Below are 23,204 nucleotides of genomic sequence, written 5' to 3' on the forward strand. Positions count from 1 at the left end.
TCTGTCTTTCCTTCCGGATGGCCGGATCGACTCCACGCCTGGCGGGCCTTGCGGCCCTCCGGGCACATTTGTTTTTTGGCGGGTGCTGCGCGAGCCGTCCGCGGACGGTGCAGCGCCAGACGAGTCGAGAGACTTTACTGCGGGCGAAAGGAGCCGCCGCGTGCGCGATGCGTGGCGGCACAGTGAATCGATATGGCGAAACGGGATTACTACGAGGTTCTGGGCGTCGCGAAGAATGCGAGCGACGACGAAATCAAGAAGGCATATCGCAAGCTTGCGATGAAGTATCATCCTGACCGCAATCCGGACAGCAAGGATGCGGAAGAGCATTTCAAGGAGGCGAAGGAAGCCTATGAAATGCTGTCGGATGGCCAGAAGCGGGCCGCGTACGACCAGTACGGCCACGCGGGCGTCGATCCGAACATGGGCGGTGCGGGCGCGCAGGGCTTCGGCGGCTTCGCGGATGCGTTCGGCGACATCTTCGGCGACATCTTCGGCCAGGCCGCGGGCGGCGCCGCGCGCGGCGGCCGCGGCGGCCCGCAGGTGTATCGCGGCGCCGACCTGCGCTACAGCATGGAAATCACGCTCGAGCAGGCCGCGCACGGCTACGACACGCAGATCCGCGTGCCGAGCTGGGTGTCGTGCGAAGTCTGCCACGGCTCGGGTGCGAAGCCCGGCACGAAGCCGGAAACCTGCCCGACCTGTCACGGCCAGGGCACGGTGCGCATGTCGCAGGGCTTCTTCAGCATCCAGCAGACCTGCCCGAAGTGTCATGGCACCGGCACCTACATCCCCGAGCCGTGCGCGCATTGCCACGGGTCGGGCAAGGTAAAGGAAACCAAGACGCTCGAAGTGAAGATTCCGGCCGGGATCGACGACGGGATGCGGATCCGCTCGGCCGGCAACGGCGAACCGGGCATCAACGGCGGGCCGCCGGGCGACCTCTACGTCGAGATCCACATCAAGCCGCACTCGGTGTTCGAGCGCGACGGCGACGATCTCCACTGCCAGATGCCGATTCCGTTCACGACCGCCGCACTCGGCGGCGAGATCGAGGTGCCGACGCTGGCCGGCCGTGCGTCGTTCCCGGTGCCGGAAGGCACGCAGTCGGGCAAGACGTTCCGCCTGCGCGGCAAGGGCATCAAGGGGCTGCGTTCGAGCATCGCGGGCGATCTGTACGTGCACGTGCAGGTCGAGACGCCCGTGAAGCTGACCGACCAGCAGCGCGACCTGCTCAAGCAGTTCGAGAAGTCGCTGGCCGAAGGCGGCGCGCGTCACAGCCCGCAGAGCAAGAGCTGGTTCGACCGGGTGAAGAGCTTCTTCGAGTAACGGGCATGACTGAAGGCAACGAGAGCGCGTCGTTCGCGCTCTTGGACGATTGCGACTCGACCGCGTCCGCGCGGTCGAGTCGTTTGTATTCGGGCTTCGTGCGCGAACGCGTGTGCACGGACCCGGCGCAGCTCGACGCCATCGATGCGGCGCTCGCGCGGGATCTGCGCGACGGGCTGCATGCGGTCGTCGTCGGCGATTACGAATTCGGACGCAACCTGCAAAAGGCGCAGCCGGGCGATGCCCCGCTGCGCTTTTTGCTGTATGCGCGCTGCGAGCGGTTGTCGCGCGACGAAGTCGACGCGTGGCTCGCACAGCAGGATGGCGGCGGCCCGCCGTCGATCGCCGGTGTCGCGCACGTCGCGAAGAGCGTGTCGCGCGACGCGTTCGACGCGGCGATCGGCGCGGTGCAGGACGCGCTGCGCGCAGGCGATTCGTATCAGGTCAACTACACGTACCGGCTGAATTTCGACGTGTTCGGCACGCCGCTCGCGCTGTACCGGCGGCTGCGCGCGCGCCAGCCCGTGCGGTACGGCGCGCTGGTCGCGCTGCCCGGCGGCGCGTGGGTCGTATCGTGCTCGCCCGAGCTGTTCGTCGAGAAGCAGGGCGACGTGCTGCGCGCGCGGCCGATGAAGGGCACCGCGCCGCGTTCGGCCGATCCGCGCGACGATGCGGCGGCCGCCGCGTTCCTCGCGAGCGATCCGAAGAACCGCGCGGAAAACGTGATGATCGTCGACCTGCTGCGCAACGACGTGTCGCGGATCGCGCGCACGGGCAGCGTCAAGGTGCCGGCGCTGTTCTCCGTCGAGCCGTATGCGTCGGTGTGGCAGATGACGTCGACGGTCGAAGCCGGCTGGCGCGACGGCACGACGTTCGCGCAGATGCTGCGCGCGCTGTTTCCGTGCGGGTCGATCACCGGTGCGCCGAAGTACAAGACGATGGAATTGATCGACGCGATCGAGTCGACGCCGCGCGGGCTCTATACGGGCGCGATCGGGTGGCTCGATGCGCCGCGGGACGGCGCCGTGGAGGACGCCGCGCAAGACGTTCCGTCGGCCAGCCACGGCGCCGCGCGACAGGTTGACGGGGCCGGTGCGTCGCCGGGCCGTGCGGCGTCCTGCGGCGATTTCTGCCTGTCGGTCGCGATCCGGACGCTGACGCTCGATGCGGCTGGCGTCGATAATGACGCGGACGGCACGGGCATCGCCGCGGCCGGCCGGCGGCGCGGCACGATGGGCGTCGGCGCGGGCATCGTGCTCGACAGCGTCGCGGCCGACGAATATGCGGAGTGCGAATTGAAAGCGCGATTCCTGACCGATGCCGACCCCGGCTTCCAGTTGTTCGAAACGACCGCCGCGACGCGCGCGGGCGGCATCCGGCATCTGGAGCGCCATCTCGCGCGGCTGCAGCGCAGTGCCGATGCGTTCGGCTTCCGCTTCGACGCCGACACGCTGCATCGCGAGATCGATGCACGCTGCGCGGCGCTCGACGGTGACAGTCCATACCGGATGAAGCTCGCGCTCGCGAAGGACGGCGCGGTCGACATCACGGCCGCACCGCTGAAGGCGCTGCCCACCGGGCCGGTTAGCTTGATGCTCGCGTCCGAGCACGGCTTTGCGCCGACCTGCGCGAGCGACGCGCTGCTGCTGCACAAGACCACGCGCCGTGCCGAATACGACCGCGCGTGGCAGGCGGCCGAAGCACTCGGCGGATTCGACATGCTGTTCGTCAACGAGCGCGGCGAGGTGACGGAAGGCGGGCGCTCGAACCTGTTCGTGAAGCTCGACGGGCAATGGGTGACGCCGCCGCTCGCGAGCGGCGTGCTGCCGGGCGTGATGCGCGGCGTGCTGCTGGACGATCCGGCGCTAAACGCAACGGAGCGCGCGCTGACGCTCGACGATGTGCTGAACGCAGACGCGTTGATGATCTGCAATGCGTTGCGCGGGCCGATGACGGCGCGGCTGATTCGCGACTGCGCATCGGCCTGAACGGATTACTTTCGTGGCGTACATTGCCAGGTTTGTACGATGGCGTGCCCTCGTTTATAGCGCGCAACGCAAGTTTGCGCATGTTTGCCGAGTGGCCGTGCGATCACGACGCTCGTATTGCCGTAGTCACACGAGACCCAGTAGTCTTCACGGGCTTCGGCCAGCGACCAGGTATAAACATCGCTTTTGGGCTCGGTGCGCGAGCGATTCGGCAGCAATGACATTATCCGGCCCGGCGGCCCCGACCAGAAGGTGACGCCGGCAAGCGGATAGGTGCGTTGCGTGTCGAAGTTTTTCCAGCCATCGGGTGGTTGACCGTCGAGCTGCTGGGTGACGGCAATGCGTGCGGGGCAATTTGCAATGGCGGCGGATACGGGTAAGACGGTGAGCGAACTGAATGCGAACGCGGTAATGGTGAGCAGCCGGTACGGCGTTTGCCGGATGAACGTCATCATTTCACCACCGAAAATGCATCGGCATTGTTGCTCGGATCGATGTAACGGCCATTTTTGTCCTTGCCCTTGAATGGAATACATCGTCTCTTGATTGCCATGCGAATATGGGACGCGTATGGAATTGCGATGTGTACGACGCGTGATAGATGTTCTCGAGCGGGCGTCGACATTGTCTTCACCTTCCGCTGCACCCTCACCCGCAGTGCCAGTCGATCATCTTCGGCGGCGTCCGCTTCGCGTCGTAGCGGACCGTGCAGGTTCGCGCGGCCGTGCCCAGCGGACGGGCAATGATCGCGGCCGTGTCGAAATACTCGCAACTCACCCAGTAATCGGTTTCGGCTGCCGCGAGTGGCCACGTGTTGACGAGCATATCGCGCCGTTTGACGCCGCTCGATGGGGCGAGCATGGCGAGTTGATCGGGCGGCCCGGACCAAAACGACACACCGATCAGCGGATGTGCCTTCTGTGAGTCGTAGGGACGCCAGCCGTCGGGCGCGGGACCTGTGACCGTCTGTGAAACCGCCAGGCGGGCCGGACACTGAGCAGGCGCCGAAGTGGCGTACGCCGACGAGATGCAACTAGCTGTCAGCAACGCGGCGAGCACCGCATTGGCTGGAAAACAGGCGAGTGCCATCGTCATCGCACCACCGAGAACGCATCGGCGTTGTTGCTCGGATCGATATAGCGACCGTTTCTGTCCTTGCCCTGGAACCGGATGTGCCGTTTCCGGATTTTCGACAGACTGCGCCATTGTTCGATGACGTAGATGCCTTTCGAATCCTGACTCAGATAAAACGCCGCATGGTTGCCGTACGACCTGTTTCGATATTGTTCGCTTTCGAAGGTCGCGATGACCGTGCCCGGACGAATGGTCGAATCACCCTTTACCGTCTTTTCCGGTCGCCAGCCCGAGGTCGCGCCCACTTTGGTATGGACCTTCACGAGCGCAACGCACTCACCATCGCCTTGTAGTGGTTCGCCGGCCAATTCGGCTGCGCGTTCGTATACGTGGGACATTTCGCCTCCGTGGAATGATGGAAGCGCAATGGTCTCCGCAACGAAGGCCTACGGATATAGGACGTGTTTGAAAATGCAGTGCTGCCAAATCGAACGACGGGTGTCGTCGAGCAGGTGGCGGCCTTTGCCTTCGCATCGAGCCGCCACCTCGTCCGAAATCAGAACGAATGCTCCGGGCCCGGGAACGTGCCGTCCTTCACGGCGCGCACGTACGCTTCGACGGCCGCCTGAATGTTCGGCTGCCCCTGCATGAAATCCTTCACGAAACGCGGCCGCTTGCCGGGGAACACGCCGAGCATGTCGTGCAGCACGAGCACCTGCCCCGAGCAGTCGACGCCCGCGCCGATGCCGATCGTCGGAATCTTCAGCATGTGCGTGACTTCGGCCGCGACGAGCGTCGGCACGGCTTCGAGCACGACGAGCTGCGCGCCGGCATCCTCGATCGCGCGCGCGTCGCGCAGCAGTTGCGCGGCGCCGGCTTCCGTCTTGCCCTGGACCTTGAAGCCGCCGAACGCATGCACCGATTGCGGCGTGAGGCCGAGGTGCGCGCACACGGGCACCGAGCGTTCGACGAGGAAGCGGATCGTATCGGCGAGCCATTCGCCGCCTTCGAGCTTCACCATCTGCGCGCCCGCGCGCATCAGCTTGACCGCGTTCGCGAACGCGTCGGCCGGCGTTCCGTACGTGCCGAACGGCAGATCGGCGACGACCAGCGCGCGCGGTTGAGCCCGCGCGACACAGGCGGTGTGGTACGCGATGTCGTCGGGCGACACGGGTAGCGTGGTCGTGTGGCCCTGCAGCACGTTGCCGAGCGAATCGCCGATCAGCAGCACGTCGGTGCCGGCGCGATCCAGCAGCGCGGAAAAGCTCGCGTCGTAGCAGGTCAGCATCGCGATCTTCTCGCCGGCGTCGCGCATTGCCTGCAGCTTGGGTACGGTCACGGCAGGCCGGCTCGATTCCTGGAGATAGGTCATGGGAAATCCGGGTCGGTGGGGAAGAACGACGGGCGATGACGCGTCAGCGCGTCGTCTCGCCCTTGACGAAGAATTCCTTGCGGCCGCGCATCGTCTCGATGCGCTCGACCAGCAGGGCAAGGTCTTCGGGGGAATCCAGCGGGTTCAGGTGCTCGGCTGCGACCGTCAGCACCGGCGTGCGGTCGTAGTGGTAGAAGAATTCGTTGTACGCGTCGACGAGCGAGCGCAGGTACGCATCGCTGATCTGCAGCTCCATCGGCAGCCCGCGCTTCTGGATGCGCGAGAACAGCACTTCGGGGCTGGCTTGCAGATAGACGACGAGGTCGGGCGACGGCGCCTGCGGCACGTCGACGTGCGTGGCGACCGAGCGATACAGTTGCCATTCGTCTTCCGGCAGGTTCAGCCGCGCGAAGATGTCGTTCTTCTGCGGCATGAAATCGGCGATGACCGGGCGGCCGGTGTCGAGCGCGCCGATCAGCTCGCGCGCCTGCTGCGCGCGCTGCAGCGCGAACGACAACTGGACGGGCAGCGCGTAGCGCGCGGTGTCGCGGTAGAAGCGTTCGAGGAACGGGTTGTCCTGCGGGCGCTCGAGCAGCGCCTGCATCGACCAGCGCTCGCCGAGCAGGCGCGCAAGCGTCGTCTTGCCGACGCCGATCGGGCCTTCGATCACGAGATAGCGGTGCGGGGCGCGCAGGTCGGGCGCGGTGACGGTCAGCGGAGTCGAGTTCATCGGCAGCGGGTCTTGTCGGCGTCTGCGTCGGCCGCGAGCGCCTTCTGCATCGGGCACTGGCAGGTCTGCACCTTTTCGACGCGCTGATCGGCGACGGCGGCGAGAAAGGCGTCGGCACGGCCGCGCGCGGGGATGTCGAGCGCCGGCTCGATCTCGACGAGCGGCACGAGCGCGAACGCGCGGTCGGTAAGGCGCGGGTGGGGGACGATCAGGTCGGGTTCGTCGATCGAATCGGCGCCGAACAGCAGGATGTCGAGGTCGAGCGTGCGCGGCGCATTGCGATACGGACGCTCGCGGCCGAAGTGATGTTCGATCTTCTGGCAAAGCGCGAGCAGCTCGCGGGCCGACAGCGTCGTGTCGAGCTTGACGACGCAGTTGTAGTAGTCGTCGCCGCCCGCTTCGAACGGCGCCGTGCGATACAGGCTCGATTTGCCGAGGATCGAGATGGTGCGCTGCTGCGCGAGGCACACCACCGCGTCCTTCAAGGTCTGGCGCGCATCGCCGAGATTCGCCCCCAGTCCGATATATGCAACCGTCATGGCATCACTTCCTACGTCGTTCGCCGGCGGGCGCGTCAGTCGTCGGACCCGCCCGCGGTATCCGGCGCCTGCTCGGCGGCACCTTCACCCGGCTTGCGGTTTCGCGCACCGCCGCGGCGGCGCCGCTTGCGGGGCGATTTTTCCTTCGAGCCGCCCTGCGTGAGCAATGCCTCGCGAGCGGCCGCGTCGCCTTCGATGAAATCCGTCCACCACTGTCCGACTTCCGCATCGAGCTCGCCGGATTCGCAGCGTAACAGGAGGAAATCATACCCCGCTCTAAACCTTTGGTGTTCCAGCAGCCGCATCGCGCTGCGGCCCGAGCGTTTCTCGAGGCGCAGTTGCAGGCCCCAGATCTCGCGCATGTCGGCCGAGTAGCGCTTGTGGATCGCGAGTTTCTCGGTCTGCATGTCGAGCACGTCGTCCATCGCGCGATGCAGCGCCGGCACCGGGATTTCGCCGTCGGCCGTGTATTGCTCGAAGCGCTGGCGCATGTCGTGCCACAGCAGCGTCGCGAACAGGAAGCCCGGCGACACCGGCTTGCCGGCGCGCACGCGCGCGTCGGTGTTGTTCAGCGCGAGCGTGATGAACTTCTCGCCCTGCGGCTGTTCGAGCACGACGTCGAGCAGCGGCAGCAGCCCGTGATGCAGGCCTTCCTTGCGCAACTTCTTCAGGCACGCGAGCGCATGGCCCGACAGCAGCAGCTTCAGCATTTCGTCGAACAGGCGTGCGGCCGGCACGTTGTTGATCAGGTCGGCGAGCGCGTGGATCGGCTCGCGCGTATGCGGCTCGATCTCGAAATCGAGCTTCGCCGCGAAGCGCACGACGCGCAGCATCCGCACCGGATCCTCGCGAAAGCGCGTGGCCGGATCGCCGATCATCCGCAACAGGCGGGCGCGTACGTCGGCCATCCCGTCGTGGTAGTCGAGCACCGTCTGCGTCGACGGGTCGTAGTACATCGCGTTGATCGTGAAGTCGCGGCGCGCGGCGTCCTCGTGCTGCTCGCCCCACACGTTGTCGCGCAGTACGCGGCCGCTCGCGTCGACCGCGTGCGTGCGGCGATCGAGTTCGTCGCGCTTCAGGCGCCTCGGCGGCTCGGCCGCAGCCGCGGCCGCCTCGGGCGGCGCGTCGACCAGCGCGCGGAACGTCGACACCTCGATCAGCTCCTGGCCGAACTGCACGTGCACGATCTGGAAGCGGCGGCCGATCAGGCGCGCGCGGCGGAACAGGCGCTGCACCTCGGTCGGCGTCGCGTCGGTCGCGACGTCGAAGTCCTTCGGCGCGATGCCGAGCAGCAGGTCGCGCACCGCGCCGCCGACGATGAATGCACGAAAGCCCGCCTGCTGCAGCGTGTCGGTCACGCGCACCGCGTTCTTCGAGATCAGCGCCGGGTTGATGCCGTGCACGCTGGCCGGCACGACGGTCGGCTCATGGTTGCTGCGCGGTTTCTTCGCGCCGCCGCGGGCGCCCTTCGGGGCGCGCGGGGCGGCTGGGGCCGCTTCGTCGGCCGGGGCCGCGGCGGGAGGCGTTTGCTCGGTTTCGTCCTGGCCGAGCAGCTTGCGGATGAATTTTTTGATCACGACGTTCAGAAGAGATCGAGGATACGCCAGCCGCGGTTGCTTGCATGCGCGCGCAGCGTGTCGTCAGGGTTGGTCGCGATCGGGTCGGTGACTTTCTCGAGCAGCGGGATGTCGTTGTGCGAGTCGCTGTAGAAGTAGCTATGTTCGAAGTCGTCCCAGTGCTTGCCGAGCGATGCGAGCCATGCTTCGGTGCGCACGATCTTGCCTTCGCGATAGCTCGGCGTGCCGGTCGGCCGGCCCGTGTACGGCGAGTCGGGATGCCCGTCGGTCGTTTCGACCTCGCACGCGATCAGCGTGTCGACGCCGAACGCGGTCGCGATCGGACGCGTGATGAATTCGTTGGTGGCCGTCACGACGCAGCACAGGTCGCCGGCATCGACGTGCTTGCGCACGAGTTCGAGCGCGGCGGGCGTCATCGCGGGGCGGATCACCTCGTGCATGTACTGCTCGTGCCATTCGGCCAGCTGCGCGCGCGAATACTTCGCGAGCGGCGTGAGCATCGCGCACAGGTACGCGTGGATGTCGAGCTTGCCGGCCTTGTAGTCGGCGAAGAACTGGTCGTTCTGACGCGAGAAGCTTTCCGCGTCGACGATGCCGAGCTTCACCATGAAGCGACCCCATTCGTGGTCGCTATCGGTGGGGATCAGCGTGTGATCGAGGTCAAAGAGTGCCAGATTAGTCATGGAAGCGCATTTTACTCGAAGCGGTTCGGGCCCGTGCCCGGTGGTGTGATGTCGTCGCCGGGACGCGCGAGCATCCGGCGCAGCAGCGGCAGCGTGACCGCGCGTTTCTGCTCGAGCGAGAAGCGGTCGAGCGCGTCGAGCAAGGCCATCAGGCTCGGCATGTCGCGCCGGAAATGGGTCAGCAGGTACGCGGCGATGTCGTCGGTGAGCGCGATCCCGCGCTCCTTCGCCGCGAGCTTGAGCACGGCGATCTTGCCGGCGTCGGACGGCGGCGACAGGTGGAACACGAGCCCCCAGCCGAGGCGCGTGCGCAGATCCTCGCGCACGTCGAGCGCGAGCGGCGCCGCCGGGCCCGCCGCGACGAACGCGCTCGACGGGTGCGCGCGCACTTCGTTGAACAGGTTGAACAGCGCGACCTGCTGCGTGTCGCTCATCCGGTCGCAGTCGTCGATCGCGTAGATGCCGATGCGCGGGTCGAACGTGAACGCGCCGAGCGGGCTCTGCGGGCTCAGGTAGCGCGCATAGCCGTACGACGCATCGCTCACGAGCGCCTGCAGCAGGTGGGTGCGGCCGCTGCCGGGCTCGCCCCAGATATAGAACGACCGGTCCGGCACGGGGCCGGCCGCGAGCGCGAGATCGAGCTTCTGCAGGCGCGTGACGAGCTCGTCGTTCTCCTCGCTCATGATGAAGTTGTCGAACGTGGCGGGCGGCGGCGTGCCGAGATCGAGCGTCAGTTGACGGGACACAGCAGTCACAGTGCGGATCGGTTGAAAAAACGCGTGCCGTACGCCGGGCGCGCGCACGGGAAGGCGCCTCGGCCGGCTTCACGCGCGACCGTACGCACGGCGGCGCGGCGCGGGCTTCGGCGCGCTTCGCCCGGCGATGAAAACGGGGACGTGTTGACCAAGATGCAATCCCTGACGATTCGGTGCTCGGAATTCCGGCCAACGGGCCGGCTTCGGGTAAAATCGCATTTTACCGACCTTCTCGCATTCCCCCATGAATCCTCCGAAATCCGCTCCCGACGCTCAGGGTCTGTCCTATCGCGACGCAGGCGTCGACATCGACGCCGGCGACGCGCTCATCGACAAGATCAAGCCTTTTGCGAAGAAAACCCTGCGCGACGGCGTGCTCGGCGGCATCGGCGGGTTCGGCGCGCTGTTCGAAGTGCCGAAGAAGTACAAGGAGCCCGTGCTCGTGTCGGGCACCGACGGCGTGGGCACCAAGCTCAAGCTGGCCTTTCATCTGAACAAGCACGACACCGTCGGCCAGGACCTCGTCGCGATGAGCGTGAACGACATCCTCGTGCAGGGCGCCGAGCCGCTGTTCTTCCTCGACTACTTCGCGTGCGGCAAGCTCGACGTCGACACGGCCGCCACCGTCGTCAAGGGCATCGCGCAGGGCTGCGAACTGTCGGGCTGCGCGCTGATTGGCGGTGAAACGGCCGAAATGCCGGGCATGTACCCGGACGGCGAATACGACCTGGCCGGCTTCGCGGTCGGCGCGGTCGAGAAGAGCAAGATCATCGACGGCAGCACGATCGCCGAAGGCGACGTCGTGCTCGGCCTCGCATCGAGCGGCATTCACTCGAACGGCTTCTCGCTCGTGCGCAAGATCATCGAGCGCGCGAACCCGGATCTGTCCGCCGATTTCCACGGCCGCTCGCTCGCCGACGCGCTGATGGCGCCGACGCGCATCTACGTGAAGCCGCTGCTCGCGCTGATGCAGAAGCTGACGGTGAAGGGCATGGCGCACATCACCGGCGGCGGCCTCGTCGAGAACATTCCGCGCGTGCTGCGCGAAGGTCTCACCGCGGAGCTCGACCAGAAGGCATGGCCGCTGCCGCCGCTGTTCAAGTGGCTGCAGGAGCACGGCGGCGTCGCCGATGCGGAAATGCACCGCGTGTTCAACTGCGGGATCGGCATGGCCGTGATCGTCTCGGCGGCCGATGCCGACGCAGCGCTCGCCGACCTGACCGCCGCCGGCGAACAGGTGTGGAAGATCGGCACCGTGCGTGCGACCCGCGAAGGCGAGGCGCAGACGGTCGTGGTCTGACGCATTGCCGCAGCAGATGCAGCAAGGAAAGCCGCCCGGGATCGATCCCGGCGGCTTTTTTTTCGGCCGCTCGAGCGCTCAGTATGGCCGGCGCCCCCCCGACGCTCAAGCGGACGCTCGCGGTGCGTTCGCCGGGCGCGCGCCGGCCAGCAACGGCGGCACGAACAGGTACAGCAGCGCGGCCGCGGCCCACACGAGCCCCGGCCACGTCGTGCGCGTCGACGCGTAGGTCGCGGTGACGACCAGCGGCCCCGCGACGCCGATCAGGCTCGCCACGCTCGCCAGCGTGCCTTGCAGTTCGCCCTGGCGCGTATCGTCCACCTGCCGCGCGAGCATCGCCTGCAACGCCGGCAGCGTCATGCCGCCGGCCGCGAACAGCGGCAGCAGTGCAAACGGCACCCATGAGGCCGTGGCGAACGCGATGACCACAAGCCCGAGCGCATCGCCTGCCAGCCCCAGTGCGAGCGCGCGCCGCTCGCCGAGCCGCGCGATCAGCGGCCCGATCGCGAACGCCTGCGCGAGCGCGTGGCATGCGCCGTAGCCGGCGAGCGACAGTCCGGCGACCGGCGTCGACCAGCCGAAATGCTCCTGGCCGTACAGGATCCACAGCGTCGCGGGCGCCTGCGACACGAGTGCCACGATCACGTAGATGCCGACCAGCGGCGCGAGCGCGGGCGCGCCGCTCAGCCGGCGCAGGCTCGCGAACGGGTTGAGCGTGCCGGCCGTCCGGCCTTCCCGGGCCGCGCGCGGCCGCGATTCCGGCAACGCACGCCACACGAGCACGAGATTCAGCGCGTTGAGCAACGCGGCCGCGACGAACGGCGCACGCAGGTGCAGCGCGCCGAGCAGCCCGCCGATCAGCGGGCCGGCGATGAAGCCGATGCCCATCATCGCGCCGAGCTGGCCGAAGCGCCGCGCACGGTCGGGTTCGGCCGTCACGTCGGTCACGTACGCGGTCGCGACCGCGACGTTCGCGCCGGTGATGCCGGCGATCAGCCGCCCGACGTAAAGCCACGTGAGCGTGGGCGCGAGCGCCATCAGCAGATAGTCGAGCGCGGCGCCCGCGAGCGACGCGAGCAGCACCGGCCGGCGGCCGAGACGGTCGCTCAGCGCGCCGAGCAGCGGCGCGCACAGGAACTGCGCGAACGCGTACAGCGCCAGCAGGATGCCGTAGTGGGTATCGGTGCTGCCCGCGCCGGCGAGCGCACGCAGCAGGCCCGGCAGGATCGGCATCACGATGCCGACGCCGATCGCGTCGAGCAGGACCGTGGCGAGAATGGCAATCAGGGACGGATTCAAGGGCATTACTCTATCGATGATAGAGTAATGATTATTCCACAGTTTCCCTATCGGTGATAGAGATGAAGGACACAGGCGCGCGGCTGACGCGCGATACGGTATTGCGCGCGGCGCTCGAACTGCTGAACGAAGTGGGCATCGACGCGCTGTCGACGCGACGGCTCGCCGAACGGCTCGGCGTGCAGTCGCCGACGCTGTACTGGCATTTCAGGAACAAGGCCGAGCTGCTCGACGCGATGGCCGAGGCGATCATGCTCGAGCGCCACGGCGCGTCGCTGCCGAAGCCGGGCGACGTGTGGGATGCGTGGCTGGCGGAGAATGCGCGCAGTTTCCGCCGTGCGCTGCTGGCTTATCGCGACGGGGCGCGCCTGCACGCCGGCACGCGGCCGCGCGCGCTGCATTTCAGCTCGATCGAACGCAAGATCGCGCTGCTCGGCGACGCGGGGTTCACGCCGGACGAAGCGGTCGACGTGATGGTCGCGATCGGCCGCTTCGTGGTCGGATGGGTGCTGGAAGAGCAGGCGGCGCCGGACGCGGACGCCGATGCGTCACTGCCGGACGCGGCCGACTATCCGTTGTTCGCGAAAGGCTGGGCCGTGCTGCGCGAGCGCGGCGGCGACGAAGCGTTCGAGCGCGGCATCGCATGGATCGTCGACGGCGCCCGCGCGCGCCTGGCGGCGCGTCGGGCGGATTGAACGGTCAGCGCGGCGTGCGGCCGTCGAGCACGCGTTCGAGCGCGTCGAGCGCGCGAGCCGTCGAATCCGGCGCGATGCAGTCGACGACGATCCGTTCCGGCATCGCGCGCAGCCACGTGATCTGGCGCTTGCACAGCTGACGTGTCGCGAAGATGCCCTTGTCGCGCATCGTCCGGTAGTCGGTATCGCCGTCGAGGAATTCCCACGCCTGCCGATAGCCGACGCAACGCATCGACGGCAGATCGGGATGGAGATCGTCGCGGCGCCGCAGCCGCTCGACTTCGTCGATGAAACCCGCATCGAGCATCGCGTCGAAGCGCTGCGCGATCCGTGCGTGCAGCACCGCGCGATCCGACGGCTCGAGCGCGACCGGCACGAAGCGGTACGCGGCGGCCGCATCATCCGTGCGGCGCGGCGCGGCGAGCAGCGCCGACATCGGCTGCCCGCTCAGCATGAAGACTTCGAGCGCCCGCTGGATCCGCTGCGAATCGTTCGGCGCGAGCCGCGCGGCCGTGTCGGGATCGACCTGCGCGAGCCGCGCGTGCAGCGCGGGCCAGCCGTCGCGCGCGGCGTCGGCGTCGAGTGTCGCGCGGATCTCCGGGTCGGCTCGCGGCAGGTCGTTGAGCCCTTGCGTCAACGCCTTGTAGTACAGCATCGTGCCGCCGGCAAGCAACGGCGTGCGGCCGCGCGCGACGATCTCGCCGATCAGCCGCAGCGTGTCCGTGCGGAATTCCGCGGCCGAATACGCATCGGCCGGGTCGATGATGTCGATCAGGTGATGCGGCACGCTCGCGCGCTCGTCGCGCGACGGTTTCGCGGTGCCGATATCCATGTCGCGGTAGACGAGCGCCGAATCGACGCTGACGATCTCGATCGGGCGGCGCGCGGCGAGTGCCAGCGCCGCGGCGGTCTTGCCCGAGGCGGTGGGGCCGAGCAGGCAGGCGATCGTCGTCGGAGTGGGCTGCGAGGAAGCGCTCATTGCCCGCGCATGAAGAGACGGTCGAGGTCGTTCAGCGTGAGCTGGTACCAGGTCGGCCGGCCGTGATTGCACTGGTCCGCGCGCTCGGTCGCCTCCATCTGGCGCAGCAGCGCGTTCATCTCGTCGAGCGTCAGGCGCCGGTTCGCGCGCACCGCGTGATGGCACGCGAGCGTGCCGAGCAGCTCGTGCTGGCGCTCGGTGAGCACACGCGAGCCGCCGAACGCGTGCAGGTCGGCGAGCACCGCGCGCGCGAGCGATTGCAGGTCGGCATCCTTCAGCAGCGCCGGCACCGCCCGGATCGCGAGCGTCGTCGGCGACAGCACCGCGAGGTCGAAGCCGAGCGATTCGAGCGTGTCGCGCTCTTCCTCGACCGTGCCGATTTCGACCGGCGTGGCCGTCATCGAGATCGGCAGCAACAGCGACTGCACGGCGACCGAGCGATCGGCGAGCGCGTTCTTGAACTGCTCGTACAGGATTCGCTCGTGCGCCGCGTGCATGTCGACGATCACGAGGCCGTACGCATTCTGCGCGAGCACGTAGATGCCGTGGATCTGGCCGAGCGCGAAGCCGAGCGGCTGCTCGTCGTGCGCGCCGGCGGCGAGCGGCGCCGCGGCGAAGCCCGGCAGCGGCGCGACCGGCGCCTCGGCCGTATCGCGGGCGACGAGCGTCGTGCCGTCCGGCGTGCCCGCGCCAATGTCCTTGCGGCCGAACAGCGCATCGTAGAGCGCGAGCGGCTGCGCGACGGGCAGCGTGCCCTGCGTCATCCGCGCCTGGCGCATCCAGGTATTGCCCGCCGACGATGAAGACGACGGCGACGAGAAGCCGCTGCCGCCTGCCGCGTGGCCCTGGCTTTGGCCGAGCGGCGTGTCGACGAACGACGCCGGCCCGCGCGGCGCCGGGGAGAGTTGCGCGGCATGGCCGCCCGCGGTGGTTTCCGGCGACGCGCCCGCATGGCGGGCAAGCGCACGCTGCACCGCATGGAACACGTACTGGTGGATCGAGCGCGAATCGCGGAACCGCACCTCGATCTTCGACGGATGCACGTTCACGTCGACGGCTTCGGGCGGCAGGTCGAGGAACAGCACGTACGACGGGTAGCGGTCGCCGTGCAGCACGTCCTCGTAGGCCGCCCGCACCGCGTGCGTCAGCAGCTTGTCGCGCACGAAACGGCCGTTCACGAAGAAATACTGCTGGTCGGCGCGCCCGCGGCTCGCGGTCGGCAGGCCGGCGCAACCGTACACGGCGAGCGGGCCCGCCCGCTCGTCGAGCGGCAGGTGCGCGGTCGCGAAGCCGTCGCCGAGGATCTTCGCGACGCGCTGCGCGGGCTCGGTCGCGTTCCAGTGCTCGACGGCCTTGCCGTTGTGCAGCACCGAGATCGCGACATCCGGCCGCGCGAGCGCCGCGCGGCGGATCATTTCGAGGCAGTGGCCGAATTCGGTCTGCTCGCTTTTCAGGAACTTGCGCCGCGCGGGCGTGTTGAAGTACAGCTCGCGCACCTCGATCGTCGTGCCGATCGAGCCGGCGGCGGGCGACAGCACGCCCGTCTGCGCATCGATCTTCATCGCGTGCGCGGCATCGGCCGTGCGGCTCGTGATCGACATCTCGGCGACCGATGCGATCGATGCGAGCGCTTCGCCGCGAAAACCCAGCGTCGCGACTGCCTCGAGTTCCTCGAGCGAGCGGATCTTGCTGGTCGCGTGACGCATCAACGCGAGCGCCAGTTCGTCCGGCGGAATGCCGCAGCCGTCGTCGGTGATCGAGATGCGCTTGACGCCGCCTTCCTCCAGCACGATGCGCAGCGTCGTCGCGCCGGCGTCCATCGCGTTCTCGAGCAGCTCCTTGACGACCGACGCCGGGCGTTCGACGACCTCGCCGGCGGCGATCTGGCTGATCAACTGGTCGGGCAGGGGCTGGATCGCGCGCAGCGGGCGCGCGGCGGGGGTGGGCGCGGCGCCCGCGGCCGTTTCGGTGATATCGGACATGGCCGAATTATAGCGAGGCGGCGAACGTGTGCCGGCGCGAGCGGCCGTTACGTTTTTTCACGGAGCCTTAAGGGAGTTTCGGTATCATCACCCCGTTGCACGCGCCGCCCTGGCCGGCAGGCGCGTCGGCCATCTCTGGCCTGTCCCGGCCGTTCCGGCCCCATCGCCTTCGAGGAATCGCATTTGGATACGCTGCTTCATTTCGTCAACCTTGTCCTGCATATCGACGCTTTCCTCGGCGATTTCATCCGGCAGTACGGCGCGTGGGTCTATCTCGTCCTGTTCCTGATCGTGTTCTGCGAGACGGGGCTCGTCGTCTTCCCGTTCCTGCCCGGCGATTCGCTGCTGTTCATCGGCGGCGCGTTCGCGGCGACGGGTGAAATGAACGTCGGCCTGCTGATCGTGCTGCTGCTCGTCGCGGCGATTACCGGCAACACCGTGAACTACCTGATCGGCCGCTGGGTCGGCCCGAAGGTGTTCAATACGCATATCCCGGTGCTCGAGCGCTTCCTCGATCGCGCCGCGCTGCAGAAGACCCACTCGTTCTACGACAAGCACGGCGGCAAGACGATCGTGCTCGCGCGCTTCATCCCGGTCGTGCGCACGTTCGCGCCGTTCGTCGCGGGGGCGTCGTCGATGAGCGTCGCGCGCTTTCAGTTGTTCAACGTGATCGGCGCGCTGGTGTGGGTGCTGCTGCTCGTGCTGCTCGGCTATTTCTTCGGCAACATCCCGTTCGTCCGCCAGTACCTGAACGTGATCGTGCTGGTCGGGATCGGCGCGGCGATCGTGCCGGTCGCGCTCGGCGCGGTGTGGAAGCTCGTGCGCGGGCGGCGCTCGAACGGGGCGCCGAAGGCGGGCGGGCGCTGACGCGACGTGCTTCGACGCAATAAAAAAGCGTGGCGGCGGCCACGCTTTTTTTTCGTCCGCGCGGTTCGCCGTGCGGTTCGGCTGCTGCCGTCACGCGTTGCGTTGCGAGACCGGCGTTTCGGGCGTCGGATAGCCGGCTTCGCGGAACGTCTCGAGGATCACGCGGTTGGTGTCGCAGTACACCTGCCAGTAGTTCTCCGGTTGAGTCGACGGGCGCACGAACAGCAGCGGGCCTTCCGGCGTGAACTGCAGCACGCCGACGTCCGGTGCCGGCACTTTCAGCACGTTCGGCACCAGCTGGATCTGCGTCTTCAGGCGGTTGATCGCATCGGCCGCATCGACGCTGTTCGCGATCTTCGCGGTCAGGTCGACGCGGCGGTGCGGCGTCGCGCTGTAGTTCGCGATGTTGTCCGAGAAGATCTTGTTGTTGCCGACGATCGTCACGATGTTGTCGGCGGTGATGATCGTCGTGCCGAACAGGCCGAGCTCCTTCACCGTGCCCGTGACGCCGCCCGCGCTGATCACGTCGCCGATCTTGAACGGGCGCAGCACCTGCATGAACACGCCGGCGGCGAAATGCGCGAGCAGGCCGCCCCAGGCCGTGCCGATCGCGAGGCCGAGGCCGGCGAGCAGCGCGGCGAACGAGGTCGTCTGCACGCCGAAGATCTGCAGGATCGCGAGGATCAGCAGGATCGTCAGCAACACGCCGACGACGGAGGTCAGGTAGTCGGTGAGTGTCGGGTCGACCTTGCCGCTGCGGCGCACGACCTTGCCGAGCAGGCGCGTGCCGATGCGGATCGCCCAGCGGCCGACGAACCATAAGACGATCGCGGCGAGGAGGTTGAGGCCGAAGTCGAGGCCGCGGGTCATCAGGAATTGCTGGGCGGTGGCGAGATCGATCATGCGTTCTCCGAAGTCAAGGGTAAAAGGGCGGCGCATGCACCGGAATGGGTGCGCTTTTATAACCTGACCGGCGAGCGGCGGGCAACCGGGCTGACATTGCTTGACGTAGTGAAAAACGGGCGGGACGTGGATGCGTGCGGCCCGTTTGAGGACGGCCTGTCGTGGCGCGCGGCGCGCGGCGGGCGTCGAGTCGCTTGCCGCGCCGCGCGGCCGTAGGTGCCGTCGAGGCGGGCGGTGTCGTCCTCGCCGAGATACGTGCCCGACTGCACTTCGATCGGTTCGAGCCGAATCTTGCCGGGGTTCGCCGGACGGTGCGTCGTGCCGAGCGGGATGTCGGTCGGCTGGTTTTCAGTCAGATCGCGCCGCGGTGGCCGACGATGGCGCGGTGCTCGCGGCGAGGGCGATGCACGACGGGCAGCGGACGACGTTCGACGATGGGCATCAGCCGTTCAACGGCAATTTGCGCATGATCGCGTGCACGCATTCCAGCGGACCTGCCTCGCCCGTGCGCACATGCACGTCGGGCGATACCGGCTGCTCGTAGATCGATTCGATGCCGGTGAACTGCCGAAGGGTCCCTTGCCTTGCCCGTGCGTAGAGCCCTTTGGGGTCGCGCGCCTCCGCCACGTCGAGCGCGACGTCGACGAAGACTTCGAAGAACATGCCCTGCGGAAAACGTGCGCGCGCTTTGGCGCGTGCCTCGCGAAACGGCGAGATCTGGGCAACGATGACGACGAGCCCGGCATCCACCATCAGGCGCGCGACCTCGGCGGTCCGACGAATGTTCTCGTGGCGGTCTGCGTCGCTGAATCCGAGGTCCTGATTCAATCCTTCGCGAAGCCGATCGCCGTCCAGCAGAAAAGTCCGCAGACCGCGCGCATCGAGTTGCTGCTTCAGCAGGTTCGAGAGGGTCGATTTGCCGGCGCCGGAGATGCCGGTAAGCCATACCACGAAGGCATGGTCCTGCTTCATGCTGGAAAGCACGGATGGATCGCGCGTGAGCGTGACAGGGGGAGAACTGGGGAGATCTTGAGCCATCTCGGATTCGATGTGCCGGTAACGGCCTCGTACTTTAATTGTGAAGCGGATTCATCCGTCGGCGAATTGTAGCGGTGCTTTTCAAAATTGGTAACTTGAATATTTTAATCAGGAATAAACGGTCGCCTTCAGTCGCCGTGACGGCGTGCGAGCATCGCCCGCACGGTAATGATTGCCGATGCGCCGTAATAATTCGAAATGAATGCGTATCGTCGACAGGGTTCTCGACCGTGTGTCGATTATTGCCGTGGTTCCCGGTCGGGATGAATCGCAAGGGCATCGATTTTTTTATTCAGCGAAAACTGTGCTAGTGCGCAGCATCCGCTTTCGCCATGCGACTCCGTCGCTCATTATCGAATTGGGGAATTATCCGAGGCGTTTGCCCGATCGTATTCGTCGCGCGACGATTCGTATCGCTTTCGATTGATCTGGCAGTACCGGGCGTCGGCCCGGCGCAACCGGATCGGCGAAACGGCCGTATCGCACCGAAGTACTCGCCACCTGGACGCGCTCGATTCGTCAGGACTGCGGCATGTCACTTGTGCCGCGGCCCGAACGGCCGCTGCTGCACGTCGGCGCCGTGCGCGACGATCGCCATCCCCTCCGGCACTTCCTCCCACGCGCCGCGCAGGTCGACGAGCGGTTCCGACACGACCATGAACGCGTCGTCGCCGGCTTCGGCGATGCGCGGGTTATGTGGATACAGCTCGTGCAGATGCTTGAACGACGTGCTGTGGAACAGCGAGCGCGATTGCCGTTCGCTCGAATAGCGCACCGCGACGATCCGTTCGCCGTCGGTCGCGCAGATCGTCATGTTCAGCGGGTCGGCGACGCGATGCCGCGCGGCGGTTTCCTCGACCACGCCGACCATCCGTTCGAGCGCCGGCAGCGGCGCCTGCTCGAGACCGTACGTGAGCGCGAGGCGGAACATCAGCTCGGAGTCGGTCGAGCCTTCGAGCGTCGGGAACAGCGCGGGATCGACCTTCATCGTCAGGTCGCGGCGCAACTTGTGGAAGTCGCGGATCAGCCCGTTGTGCGCGAACAGCCAGCGGCCGTGGCGGAACGGATGGCAGTTGGTTTCCTGCACGGGCGTATCGGTCGCCGCGCGAATGTGCGCGATGAACATCCGCGAGCGGATCGCACGTGCGGCTTCGCGCAGGTTGCGATCGTTCCATGCGGGATGCACGGAGCGATAGCGGAACGGGAGTTCGTCGGGATGCCCGTACCAGCCGATGCCGAAGCCGTCGCCGTTGGTGGTCGTGGCGCCCAGCTCCGAATGCAGGCTCTGGTCGATCAGCGAATGCTTCGCGCGGAACAACACGGTTTCCAGATGGATCGGATTACCCGTATAGGCGAGCCAGCGGCACATGGAGCGCTCCTTCACGATGTATCGTTCGCGCATGGTAGCCGACTGAGCGGCGTTGCCGCATCGAGGCGCGTCACCGGCAATCGTCATACATGGCGGCCGCATACGCGCGATGGACCACCGTGCGGCCACACTGCCGGCGTCACGCAACGCAGCCGTTCGACGCTGCGGTGCGGCACGACGGCAGTGCCGCACCGCGTCGGCTCAGTCGCCGAGCGCGTCCATCACACGCGCCGAATAGACGAGCGCCGCGCCGGCATTCAACGCAATCGCGACGCCGAGCGCTTCCGCCACTTCCTCCCGGGTCGCGCCATGCTTGGCCGCTTCGGCCGTGTGCACGGCGATGCAGCCGTCGCAGCGCGTCGTGACGGCCACCGCGAGCGCGATCAGCTCGCGCGTTTTCGCGTCGAGATGGCCGGTTTTGGCCCCGGCGCCGGACAGCGCCTGGTAGCCGGCCAGCGTGTCGGGCGACAGCTTGGCGATGTCGCCGATACGCGTCGAGAGCTCCTTCCGGTATTCGTTCCAGTTCAGCATGATGCGTCCTTTTTCGAGAAGAGTGACGAGCGCGGCGGCTGCCGCGATCTCGGGCGATGCAAGGCTATTCTGATCGCTCTCGATGAGGGTTTCGATAGGCGGGAGTGTGGATTTTCAGCGCAGTCGTTTCGTGGATGCATGGGGTCGACTGTTGTCGCCGGGGCGCAGCCATGTCGAGTCCGACATGCACTGCTTGCTCGACGGCCCCGTTCGCGATGCCGCACGGCCCGCTGCCGCCCGGCGAGGCGGCGTTCCACCTGGCGCCGGCCGGAGCCTGCCGGCTGCGTGCCGCCGACGCACGCACGCTGCAACGCTCTGACGGCGATTTCGTGCGGTTTCCCGGCGCGGACGACGTGTTCATGCTCGCGTGCCGATGCGCGGCTCGGCCCGCCGGGCCAGGCCGTGCTGCAGGCGCCGGCGCAACCGTGGACGGTCGAGCCGCTCGGCGCCGCGGCCGCGATGTCGCGCGCCGAAGCTGCTACCATGCGCAAAACGCAGTTCAACGACAACGATTTCGAACAACAAGAAAGAGAGGGCAAAGCAATGAACCAGACCACCATCCAGCAACCGTCGTTCGCGTTCGTGGCCGCGTCGTGGGCCGCGCTGCTCGCCGGTTTCGCGGCATTCCTGATCGGGCTCTGGAACGCCGGCATGCAGCTCAACGAGAAGGGCTACTACTTCACCGTGCTGGTGTTCGGCCTCTATGCGGCGATCTCGCTGCAGAAGAGCGTGCGCGACCGCGCGGAAGGCATTCCCGTCACCGGCATCTACTACGGCCTCAGCTGGATCGCGCTGCTGCTGTCGATCGCGCTGCTGATCGTCGGCCTTTTCAACGCGACGCTGCAACTGAGCGAGAAGGGCTTCTACGCGATGTCGTTCGTGCTCGCGCTGTTCGGCTCGGTGGCCGTGCAGAAGAACACGCGCGACTTGCAGAACGCGAAGCCGCGCTATACCGACGCGGATTCCGCACCGTCGATCCACGAGTGACGGCAGGCGCAGCGGGCGCGCCCGCCGAGGCCGCCCGTTGCGCGACGACGCTCGCTGCGCCCGCATTCGCCGGCGCGCCGCGGCCCCGCTGTCTTTTCGTTTCGTCCATGCCGTCACGCATGACGATGGAGATATTCCGGATGCCGAACTTCACTGATACCGCTGCGCGGGCGCGCTTGGCCGCCCGTTCCGTGGCCGCGCACGCCGCGCTTGTGCTGGAGACGAACAACCTGCGCGGCGGCGCGGGCCTCGCGCAGGCCGTCGACAGCCTGAAACGCCTCGTGGCGGCGCTGTCGAAACAGACCGTGCCGCCGGCCGCCCTTGCGCAATGGATCATCACGCACGACGGCCTGCCCGCCGACGCGTGCGCGGAAATCGCCGCGCTGGCCGGCCGCCCGATCGACTTCGTCGAGATCGGTGCGAGCACCGGCTACTACGATGCAAAGAACGACGGCTTCGATCGCGTCGATGCCGATCGCTGCGACATCGTCGTATTCGGCGATGCCGACTGCCGGCCGGCCGACGACTGGCTCGAACATCTGCTTGCACCGTTCGCACGCGACGCGGGCGACGCGCCCGTCGCGGTGGCGGGGCGGACCAGCTACGCGCCCAACGTGCTCGGCATCGCGCTGACGTCGATCGATTTCATGTATTTCCCGAGCCCGCTACGCGATGGCGCGACGCGCAATTTCTACGCCAACAACGTCGCGTTCCGACGCGACGTGTTCGCGCAATTCCGTTACGAGCCGCTTGACGGCGTCTATCGCGCGCATTGCCAGGTGATGGGGCTGCGGATGCAGGCGGCTGGCGTGGCCGTCGAATTCGCACCGGCCGCGCATACCGAGCATCGGCTGCCGGACACACGTCGCGAATCGCTGAAGCTGCGCTGGATGCGCGGCGAGGACAGCGTCGGGCTGACGCCGCATCTCGTGAACGCGTACCTGCCGCGTCAATGGCAGTGGCTCGGCCGCAGCGGCCCGCTCGGCCCGTTCTGCGTGATGGCGATGCGGCTCGGCTACAGCCTGCGCGCGCTCGATCGCCAGCAGTTGCCGCGACTGGGCGCGGTTCGCTATCTGGCGGCCGTCGGCGTCACGATCGCCGCATCCGCCGTCGATACGCTCGGCGCGCTCGCGCGCGGTTTCGGGCTCACGGGACGCGCATCGGCCCGGCGCGATCTCGACGCACTGTCTTATCACCGTCATTGATT

25 protein-coding genes and 2 pseudogenes are annotated in these 23,204 nt (G+C 67.3%); 9 read left to right on the top strand and 18 right to left on the bottom strand.

All coding sequences use genetic code 11. The annotated features are described in order from the left end of the window. Positions 1-192 precede the first annotated feature (192 nt). Complete coding sequence (gene dnaJ, locus CFB35_RS03420) at positions 193-1,329, top strand: molecular chaperone DnaJ (protein ID WP_006476837.1); 1,137 nt, start codon at positions 193-195, stop codon at positions 1,327-1,329. A gap of 5 nt (positions 1,330-1,334) precedes the next feature. Next, the gene (locus CFB35_RS03425) at positions 1,335-3,317 is read left to right on the top strand and encodes a chorismate-binding protein (protein ID WP_089464559.1); all 1,983 of its coding nucleotides are present in this window, start codon (positions 1,335-1,337) and stop codon (positions 3,315-3,317) included. 5 nt (positions 3,318-3,322) lie between these two features. Here CFB35_RS03425 and CFB35_RS34090 read toward each other — a convergent pair whose 3' ends face one another. The 10 genes from CFB35_RS34090 to hda form a co-directional block, all read right to left on the bottom strand. Further along, on the bottom strand, positions 3,323-3,844 hold the full coding sequence (locus tag CFB35_RS34090) for an STY0301 family protein (RefSeq protein WP_323620627.1): 522 nt from the start codon (positions 3,842-3,844) through the stop codon (positions 3,323-3,325). After that, entirely contained in the window at positions 3,769-3,942 is a 174-nt protein-coding gene (locus CFB35_RS35655; RefSeq protein WP_323620624.1) for a BPSL0067 family protein, read from the bottom strand. Before CFB35_RS35655 ends, CFB35_RS34090 begins: the two co-directional genes overlap by 76 nt. A 23-nt stretch (positions 3,943-3,965) precedes the next feature. Then, positions 3,966-4,412: an STY0301 family protein gene (locus tag CFB35_RS34100; protein ID WP_143328691.1), complete on the bottom strand. Its 447-nt coding sequence runs from the start codon at positions 4,410-4,412 to the stop codon at positions 3,966-3,968. Next, positions 4,409-4,789 (bottom strand): BPSL0067 family protein, encoded by a 381-nt coding sequence (locus tag CFB35_RS03430; RefSeq protein ID WP_059642133.1) that lies wholly within the window; start codon positions 4,787-4,789, stop codon positions 4,409-4,411. Before CFB35_RS03430 ends, CFB35_RS34100 begins: the two co-directional genes overlap by 4 nt. A gap of 158 nt (positions 4,790-4,947) precedes the next feature. Further along, entirely contained in the window at positions 4,948-5,763 is an 816-nt protein-coding gene (panB, locus tag CFB35_RS03435; protein WP_059642131.1) for a 3-methyl-2-oxobutanoate hydroxymethyltransferase, read from the bottom strand. A 43-nt stretch (positions 5,764-5,806) separates the two neighbouring features. After that, positions 5,807-6,493 (bottom strand): deoxynucleoside kinase, encoded by a 687-nt coding sequence (locus CFB35_RS03440; RefSeq protein WP_059642128.1) that lies wholly within the window; start codon positions 6,491-6,493, stop codon positions 5,807-5,809. After that, positions 6,490-7,032: a 2-amino-4-hydroxy-6-hydroxymethyldihydropteridine diphosphokinase gene (gene folK / locus CFB35_RS03445; RefSeq protein WP_059574279.1), complete on the bottom strand. Its 543-nt coding sequence runs from the start codon at positions 7,030-7,032 to the stop codon at positions 6,490-6,492. The genes CFB35_RS03440 and folK overlap by 4 nt, the downstream gene beginning before the upstream one ends. A 35-nt stretch (positions 7,033-7,067) precedes the next feature. After that, positions 7,068-8,609 carry a polynucleotide adenylyltransferase PcnB gene (gene pcnB, locus CFB35_RS03450; protein ID WP_089464560.1) on the bottom strand — a complete coding sequence of 514 codons (1,542 nt, stop codon included), beginning with the start codon at positions 8,607-8,609 and terminating at the stop codon, positions 7,068-7,070. Positions 8,610-8,614: 5 nt separating this feature from the next. Then, complete coding sequence (locus CFB35_RS03455) at positions 8,615-9,292, bottom strand: HAD family phosphatase (RefSeq protein WP_011656045.1); 678 nt, start codon at positions 9,290-9,292, stop codon at positions 8,615-8,617. 11 nt (positions 9,293-9,303) lie between these two features. Then, the gene (hda, locus tag CFB35_RS03460) at positions 9,304-10,038 is read right to left on the bottom strand and encodes a DnaA regulatory inactivator Hda (RefSeq protein ID WP_059574276.1); all 735 of its coding nucleotides are present in this window, start codon (positions 10,036-10,038) and stop codon (positions 9,304-9,306) included. Positions 10,039-10,291: 253 nt separating this feature from the next. On the opposite strand from hda, the gene purM reads away from it, so the two are divergent. Next, on the top strand, positions 10,292-11,347 hold the full coding sequence (purM, locus tag CFB35_RS03465; protein ID WP_089464562.1) for a phosphoribosylformylglycinamidine cyclo-ligase: 1,056 nt from the start codon (positions 10,292-10,294) through the stop codon (positions 11,345-11,347). Positions 11,348-11,452: 105 nt separating this feature from the next. Here the strand turns inward: purM and tet are convergent, their stop codons facing one another. Then, positions 11,453-12,652 carry a Tet(A)/Tet(B)/Tet(C) family tetracycline efflux MFS transporter gene (tet, locus tag CFB35_RS03470; protein ID WP_089464563.1) on the bottom strand — a complete coding sequence of 400 codons (1,200 nt, stop codon included), beginning with the start codon at positions 12,650-12,652 and terminating at the stop codon, positions 11,453-11,455. 56 nt (positions 12,653-12,708) lie between these two features. Here tet and tetR point away from each other — a divergent pair, with 56 nt between their 5' ends. Further along, positions 12,709-13,341: a tetracycline resistance transcriptional repressor TetR gene (gene tetR / locus CFB35_RS03475; RefSeq protein ID WP_060011424.1), complete on the top strand. Its 633-nt coding sequence runs from the start codon at positions 12,709-12,711 to the stop codon at positions 13,339-13,341. Between the two features lie 4 nt (positions 13,342-13,345). Here tetR and miaA read toward each other — a convergent pair whose 3' ends face one another. Together miaA and mutL are read right to left on the bottom strand one after the other, a co-directional pair. Further along, positions 13,346-14,320: a tRNA (adenosine(37)-N6)-dimethylallyltransferase MiaA gene (gene miaA, locus CFB35_RS03480; protein ID WP_089464564.1), complete on the bottom strand. Its 975-nt coding sequence runs from the start codon at positions 14,318-14,320 to the stop codon at positions 13,346-13,348. Next, positions 14,317-16,302 carry a DNA mismatch repair endonuclease MutL gene (mutL, locus tag CFB35_RS03485; RefSeq protein ID WP_089464565.1) on the bottom strand — a complete coding sequence of 662 codons (1,986 nt, stop codon included), beginning with the start codon at positions 16,300-16,302 and terminating at the stop codon, positions 14,317-14,319. Before mutL ends, miaA begins: the two co-directional genes overlap by 4 nt. A gap of 183 nt (positions 16,303-16,485) precedes the next feature. Between mutL and CFB35_RS03490 the strand changes: the two genes are divergently transcribed. Next, positions 16,486-17,169: a DedA family protein gene (locus tag CFB35_RS03490; RefSeq protein WP_059574270.1), complete on the top strand. Its 684-nt coding sequence runs from the start codon at positions 16,486-16,488 to the stop codon at positions 17,167-17,169. Between the two features lie 90 nt (positions 17,170-17,259). Here CFB35_RS03490 and CFB35_RS03495 read toward each other — a convergent pair whose 3' ends face one another. The 3 genes and pseudogenes from CFB35_RS03495 to cysC all read right to left on the bottom strand — a co-directional run bounded on the left by CFB35_RS03495 (position 17,260) and on the right by cysC (position 19,044). After that, positions 17,260-18,072 carry a mechanosensitive ion channel family protein gene (locus CFB35_RS03495; RefSeq protein WP_059574269.1) on the bottom strand — a complete coding sequence of 271 codons (813 nt, stop codon included), beginning with the start codon at positions 18,070-18,072 and terminating at the stop codon, positions 17,260-17,262. Between the two features lie 200 nt (positions 18,073-18,272). Beyond that, a pseudogene (locus CFB35_RS35245) lies at positions 18,273-18,428 on the bottom strand (mannose-1-phosphate guanylyltransferase/mannose-6-phosphate isomerase); the annotation flags it as partial. Positions 18,429-18,513: 85 nt separating this feature from the next. Further along, positions 18,514-19,044 (bottom strand): adenylyl-sulfate kinase, encoded by a 531-nt coding sequence (cysC, locus tag CFB35_RS03505; RefSeq protein ID WP_060011431.1) that lies wholly within the window; start codon positions 19,042-19,044, stop codon positions 18,514-18,516. A 268-nt stretch (positions 19,045-19,312) separates the two neighbouring features. Between cysC and CFB35_RS34105 the strand changes: the two genes are divergently transcribed. Further along, positions 19,313-19,537 (top strand): hypothetical protein, encoded by a 225-nt coding sequence (locus tag CFB35_RS34105; RefSeq protein WP_143328692.1) that lies wholly within the window; start codon positions 19,313-19,315, stop codon positions 19,535-19,537. Between the two features lie 108 nt (positions 19,538-19,645). Here the strand turns inward: CFB35_RS34105 and CFB35_RS03510 are convergent, their stop codons facing one another. Then, positions 19,646-20,479: a class II glutamine amidotransferase gene (locus CFB35_RS03510; RefSeq protein ID WP_011544669.1), complete on the bottom strand. Its 834-nt coding sequence runs from the start codon at positions 20,477-20,479 to the stop codon at positions 19,646-19,648. Positions 20,480-20,680: 201 nt separating this feature from the next. Then, positions 20,681-21,010, bottom strand: a complete 330-nt coding sequence (locus CFB35_RS03515; RefSeq protein WP_059574266.1) for a carboxymuconolactone decarboxylase family protein — start codon at positions 21,008-21,010, stop codon at positions 20,681-20,683. A 130-nt stretch (positions 21,011-21,140) separates the two neighbouring features. Here CFB35_RS03515 and CFB35_RS35250 point away from each other — a divergent pair. The 3 genes and pseudogenes from CFB35_RS35250 to CFB35_RS03530 form a co-directional block, all read left to right on the top strand. Then, positions 21,141-21,429: pseudogene (locus CFB35_RS35250) on the top strand (AraC family transcriptional regulator); the annotation flags it as partial. Positions 21,430-21,553: 124 nt separating this feature from the next. Continuing rightward, complete coding sequence (yiaA, locus tag CFB35_RS03525) at positions 21,554-21,997, top strand: inner membrane protein YiaA (RefSeq protein ID WP_059574344.1); 444 nt, start codon at positions 21,554-21,556, stop codon at positions 21,995-21,997. A 140-nt stretch (positions 21,998-22,137) separates the two neighbouring features. Further along, a complete protein-coding gene (locus CFB35_RS03530) occupies positions 22,138-23,202 on the top strand; it encodes a glycosyltransferase family 2 protein (RefSeq protein WP_059574343.1) in 1,065 nt (354 codons plus the stop codon). Positions 23,203-23,204: the final 2 nt, after the last annotated feature.

Source organism: Burkholderia sp. AU16482 (assembly GCF_002223285.1).
GTDB lineage: Bacteria > Pseudomonadota > Gammaproteobacteria > Burkholderiales > Burkholderiaceae > Burkholderia > Burkholderia semiarida.

What these genes read in the sequence shown, in the direction of transcription:
- dnaJ (WP_006476837.1), top strand. Translation starts at nt 193, where the DNA reads ATGGCGAAACGGGATTACTACGAGGTTCTGGGCGTCGCGAAGAATGCG.
- CFB35_RS03425 (WP_089464559.1), top strand. Translation starts at nt 1,335, where the DNA reads ATGACTGAAGGCAACGAGAGCGCGTCGTTCGCGCTCTTGGACGATTGC.
- CFB35_RS35655 (WP_323620624.1), bottom strand. Translation starts at nt 3,942, where the DNA reads ATGTCGACGCCCGCTCGAGAACATCTATCACGCGTCGTACACATCGCA.
- CFB35_RS34100 (WP_143328691.1), bottom strand. Translation starts at nt 4,412, where the DNA reads ATGACGATGGCACTCGCCTGTTTTCCAGCCAATGCGGTGCTCGCCGCG.
- CFB35_RS03430 (WP_059642133.1), bottom strand. Translation starts at nt 4,789, where the DNA reads ATGTCCCACGTATACGAACGCGCAGCCGAATTGGCCGGCGAACCACTA.
- panB (WP_059642131.1), bottom strand. Translation starts at nt 5,763, where the DNA reads ATGACCTATCTCCAGGAATCGAGCCGGCCTGCCGTGACCGTACCCAAG.
- CFB35_RS03440 (WP_059642128.1), bottom strand. Translation starts at nt 6,493, where the DNA reads ATGAACTCGACTCCGCTGACCGTCACCGCGCCCGACCTGCGCGCCCCG.
- folK (WP_059574279.1), bottom strand. Translation starts at nt 7,032, where the DNA reads ATGACGGTTGCATATATCGGACTGGGGGCGAATCTCGGCGATGCGCGC.
- CFB35_RS03455 (WP_011656045.1), bottom strand. Translation starts at nt 9,292, where the DNA reads ATGACTAATCTGGCACTCTTTGACCTCGATCACACGCTGATCCCCACC.
- purM (WP_089464562.1), top strand. Translation starts at nt 10,292, where the DNA reads ATGAATCCTCCGAAATCCGCTCCCGACGCTCAGGGTCTGTCCTATCGC.
- tet (WP_089464563.1), bottom strand. Translation starts at nt 12,652, where the DNA reads ATGCCCTTGAATCCGTCCCTGATTGCCATTCTCGCCACGGTCCTGCTC.
- tetR (WP_060011424.1), top strand. Translation starts at nt 12,709, where the DNA reads ATGAAGGACACAGGCGCGCGGCTGACGCGCGATACGGTATTGCGCGCG.
- miaA (WP_089464564.1), bottom strand. Translation starts at nt 14,320, where the DNA reads ATGAGCGCTTCCTCGCAGCCCACTCCGACGACGATCGCCTGCCTGCTC.
- mutL (WP_089464565.1), bottom strand. Translation starts at nt 16,302, where the DNA reads ATGTCCGATATCACCGAAACGGCCGCGGGCGCCGCGCCCACCCCCGCC.
- CFB35_RS03495 (WP_059574269.1), bottom strand. Translation starts at nt 18,072, where the DNA reads ATGATCGATCTCGCCACCGCCCAGCAATTCCTGATGACCCGCGGCCTC.
- cysC (WP_060011431.1), bottom strand. Translation starts at nt 19,044, where the DNA reads ATGAAGCAGGACCATGCCTTCGTGGTATGGCTTACCGGCATCTCCGGC.
- CFB35_RS34105 (WP_143328692.1), top strand. Translation starts at nt 19,313, where the DNA reads ATGCGTATCGTCGACAGGGTTCTCGACCGTGTGTCGATTATTGCCGTG.
- CFB35_RS03510 (WP_011544669.1), bottom strand. Translation starts at nt 20,479, where the DNA reads ATGTGCCGCTGGCTCGCCTATACGGGTAATCCGATCCATCTGGAAACC.
- CFB35_RS03515 (WP_059574266.1), bottom strand. Translation starts at nt 21,010, where the DNA reads ATGCTGAACTGGAACGAATACCGGAAGGAGCTCTCGACGCGTATCGGC.
- yiaA (WP_059574344.1), top strand. Translation starts at nt 21,554, where the DNA reads ATGAACCAGACCACCATCCAGCAACCGTCGTTCGCGTTCGTGGCCGCG.
- CFB35_RS03530 (WP_059574343.1), top strand. Translation starts at nt 22,138, where the DNA reads ATGCCGAACTTCACTGATACCGCTGCGCGGGCGCGCTTGGCCGCCCGT.